The following is a 3845-nucleotide window of genomic DNA, read 5'->3' on the forward strand; positions in this document are numbered from 1 at the left end:
AGATCCTGGCCTGGCGTCACGGCTGTCTGCCGGCGGCCACCAGCAACGCCGCTGAGTACCAGGCGCTGATCTTCGGCCTCCAGCTGGTGCTTGAGCGCTACGGGCCAGCGCACGTGCGCTGCCTGAGCGACAGCCGGGTCGCGGTGGATCAGCTCAGCGGCCGGGCGGCGGTGCGCGCCGAGGGCCTCGCGCCGCTCCACGCCCAGGCCGCCGCCCTGGCCGCCCGTATGACCCACATCACGTTCGTCCACATCCCGCGCGAGGTGAACCGCCTGGCCGATGCCCTGGCCTGGGAGGCCCTGGAGGGCCGGCGGATCTTCGCAGCGGGCGGGATCTGATACAGAACAGGAGAACATCTCATGCGTCTCTTCTCCCCCTACGACGGACCACCGCTGATCGCACAGATCTGCCAGGTGGAGAACATGACCCGCGCCTACCGCCAGGTGCGCGCGAATATCGCCGCCTACCGGCGCGCCCGCGGCTCCGGCCCCGATGGCGTGACCCTGCGCGACTTTGACGCCAGCTGGCCGCAGCAGATGGCCAGCCTGGCCGAGGAGCTGATCGGCGGCACCTACCAGCCGATTCCGCCGCGCACCGTGCGCATCCCCAAGAAGAGCGGCGGCGAGCGGGCGATCGCGATCATGACGATCCGCGACCGCATCGCCCAGCGGGCCACGCTCCAGGTGCTGGAGCCGCTCTTCGACCCGCTGCTCCACGACGCATCCTTCGGCTGCCGGCCACGCCTGAGCGTCGCCGACGCGGTGGCCCGGGTGGCCCGCTACGCCCAGCAGGGCTACACGTGGGTGGTGGACGCCGACATTGCCGACTACTTCCCGGCGATCGATCAGCGCCTGCTGCTGGCCCTGGTCCGCCAGCGGGTGCCTGACGTGGCCGTGCTGCGCCTGATCGCCGCCTGGCTGGCCAGCGGGGCCCACGCCGACGCCGCGCCGCTGGCCTGGGAGCAGAGCGGGCCGCCCTCGCTGCTCGACCGCGGGGCGCAGGCGCTGCGTCAGCTCGTCGATGGCGCGACCGGCGCGACCCCGTCGGCGCTACCGCCGGCGCTGGGCGACCCCTACGGCGCGGGGGCCTGGGAGCAGCCCGGCGCCGACGGCTGGGCCAGCCCCTACGCCGGGCCGCCCGCGCTCGGGGGCTTCGGCGGAGGTGCCGGTCGCTCGCCGCTCAACAACTTGTGGACGGCCGCAATGCTGGCCCGGCCGGCGCTCGACGGTGTGCGGCGGGCCTGGCCGAGCATCCGCCGAATCGGCGGGCGGCGCGTGGCGATCGCCGGGGCGGTGGCTGCCGGTGCCCTGGCGGCCTACGAGCTGGCCGCCCGCTGGCCGCAGGATCGCCCGCGCGGCGCGGCCCAGGGCGGCCCGCTCTCCCCGCTGCTCGCCAACGTCTACCTGCACCCGTTCGATGTCGCCCTGAGCAGCCAGGGCCTGCGCCTGGTGCGCTTCATGGACGACTTCGTGATCATGTGCGCCAGCCGCGATGAGGCTGAGCGCACGCTGAGTCTGGTCGAGCGCCAGCTGTCTGTGCTGCGCCTACGGCTGAACACCGAGAAGACCAGCATCCGCGACTACGCCGAGGGGATCGACTTCCTCGGCCAGAGCCTGGTGCCGCGCCGGCGCGGCCCGACCATCGAGCAGGGCCTGGCCAGCTTTAGCGAGGCCGACGCGGCCCTGCGCGCGGCGATGCGTCAGGCCGGCCAGGGCGCCCGCCGCGCTGGCCAGTCGCTCGGGCGTCGGCGCGGTGCCCCGCAGACCAAGCAACAGACCAAGTCGAAGACCAAGCCGAAGAAAGGAGACTGAGCCATGCCAACGCTCTACGTCCAGGAGCAGGGCACGACAGTGCGCAAGCAGGATGAGCAGGTGCTGGTGACCAAGGCGGGTAAGACACTCCAGGAGGTGCCGCTGAACCGGATCGAGCAGGTGGTGCTGATGGGCCGCGGCGTGCAGATGTCGACCGCGCTGCTGGTCGAGCTGATCGGGCGCGGCATCCCGGTGATGCTGACCAACAGCAAGGGCAGCCGGCACTACGCCACGCTCACCGACGGCCCCTCGCGCTTCGGCGCGCTGCGGCTCCAGCAGATGCAGCGGGTCAACGACCCCATCTGGTCGCTGGGGCTGGCCCGCGCCCTGGTGACGGCCAAGCTGGTCAGCCAGCGGGCGCTGCTGGCGAGCACCGGCTGGTCGGCGATCACGGCGTCGATCACGCAGATCAACGCCGCCCTGAGCAGCCTCGCCAGCGCCGACAGCATCGACGCCGTGCGCGGCTACGAGGGCGCGGCGGCCGCCGCCTACTTCGGCGCATGGCGGGTGACCTTCCAGCACGGCTGGGGCTTCCAGGGCCGCGCCTTCTACCCGCCGCCCGACCCGATCAACGCCATGCTCTCGTTCGGCTACACCCTGCTGCTGCACGATGTGCTCAACGCCGTGCAGTTCACCGGGCTCGACCCCTACTTCGGCACCTTCCACGTGATCGAGGCCGGGCGGCCCTCGCTGGCCCTCGACCTGATGGAGGAGTTCCGCCCGATCGTCGTCGACCAGATCGTGCTCGACCTGCTGCGCGCCGACGCGGTGCGGATGACCCAGTTCGAGCGCCCGCCCCAGCGCCCCGATGCGGTCTACCTCGACGCCGGGGGGCGCGCGCTGCTGGTCGAGCGCTACGAGGCGGTGATGCAGTCGCCCGCCCGCCTGCCCACCGGCGAATTCACCCCGCTGCGCCGAGTGGTGCTGCTCCAGGCCCAGGCGGTGGCCCGCGTCGTGCGCGGCGAGCAGGAGGGCTATGGCGGCTACACACCGCTGTAGTGGGGCGTTTGGATCGCGGGCGTTTGGATCGCGGGCGTTTGGATCACGAAAGACGCGAAGCCGAGCGAAGGACGCGAACGCGAATGGCGCGGATAGCGCGAAAGAGAGCCCTATGTTCACTATCATCAGCTACGACGTGGTCGAGGACAAGCGCCGCACCAAGGTGATGAAGCTGCTCAAGGGCTATGGCACCCACGTGCAGTACAGCGTCTTCGAGCTCGACCTGGATGGCGAGGAGTTCGCCAAGCTCGGCCGCAAGCTGCGCGACCTGATCGACCTGAACACCGACAGCGTGCGCTGCTACCGGCTCGACACCACCGCCGTGCAGCGCATCACCATCCACGGCATCGGCACGGTCTCCACCGAGCCGAGCCACTGGCTCGTGTGATTCAGCGCCGCAGTGATCTACTCCAGCCACACCCGCACGAGCGGGCTGCCCGGCGGCGGCGTGGGCGGCGGGGCGAAGAAGCCGGTGCGCGGCGCGGGCGGCGGGCGGCGCGGCGCGCGGGCCGGCTGCCGCCGGTCATGGGGCGTGGGCGGCCGCAGCCCGGCGCTGCTGATCTGGCGGATCCGATCCACCCGAAAGCAGCGCTCGGCCTGGCGCTCCATGCAGTAGGCGTGCAGCAGCCAGCGCCCGCCGTGCCGCTCCAGGGCCAGCGGCTGCACCCAGCGCACGCTGGCCGGGCCGTCGTCTGGCTGGTAGTGCAGGTGCAGCGCCCGCCGGCGCGGGATGGCCTGGCGGATCAGCTCCAGCGCCGCGCGATCATCGCCGGGCTGAGCGGTCGGGGGCAGGTGGCCGGTGGCCGGTGGCAGGGATTCGCGTGCGAGGTCTTCGCCACCTTCACTCAGCGGAGCAGGAGAGCCCGGCTGCATGGCAGGGGGCAGGGGGCAGGTGGCCGGCAGCGCGGTCGGACGCTCGGGCGGCGGCGCGGTCGGGCGTTCGGCCGGCGGCGCGGTCGGGCGCTCGGGCGGCGGCGCGGTCGGACGCTCGGCCGGCGGCGCGTCGGTCGCTGGCTGTCCGGCCCCCAACCCCCA

Annotated in this window: 5 protein-coding genes; 4 read left to right on the forward strand and 1 reads right to left on the reverse strand. The window is 72.7% G+C overall.

Going from position 1 to position 3845, the window contains the following annotated elements:
* The 4 genes from K2Z83_RS27990 to cas2 form a co-directional block, all read left to right on the forward strand.
* The coding region (locus K2Z83_RS27990) for a reverse transcriptase-like protein (protein ID WP_220598464.1) at positions 1-338 on the forward strand (338 nt) is incomplete at its 5' end.
* 21 nt (positions 339-359) lie between these two features.
* Positions 360-1811: a reverse transcriptase domain-containing protein gene (locus K2Z83_RS27995; RefSeq protein WP_220598465.1), complete on the forward strand. Its 1452-nt coding sequence runs from the start codon at positions 360-362 to the stop codon at positions 1809-1811.
* 3 nt (positions 1812-1814) lie between these two features.
* Entirely contained in the window at positions 1815-2810 is a 996-nt protein-coding gene (gene cas1, locus K2Z83_RS28000; protein ID WP_220598466.1) for a CRISPR-associated endonuclease Cas1, read from the forward strand.
* 112 nt (positions 2811-2922) lie between these two features.
* Complete coding sequence (gene cas2, locus K2Z83_RS28005; protein WP_220598467.1) at positions 2923-3198, forward strand: CRISPR-associated endonuclease Cas2; 276 nt, start codon at positions 2923-2925, stop codon at positions 3196-3198.
* Between the two features lie 17 nt (positions 3199-3215).
* Here cas2 and K2Z83_RS28010 read toward each other — a convergent pair.
* The coding region (locus K2Z83_RS28010) for a YafY family protein (protein ID WP_220598468.1) at positions 3216-3845 on the reverse strand (630 nt) is incomplete at its 5' end.

The sequence above is a fragment of the Oscillochloris sp. ZM17-4 genome, assembly GCF_019599295.1.
In the GTDB taxonomy this organism is placed as follows: Bacteria; Chloroflexota; Chloroflexia; order Chloroflexales; family Chloroflexaceae; genus Oscillochloris.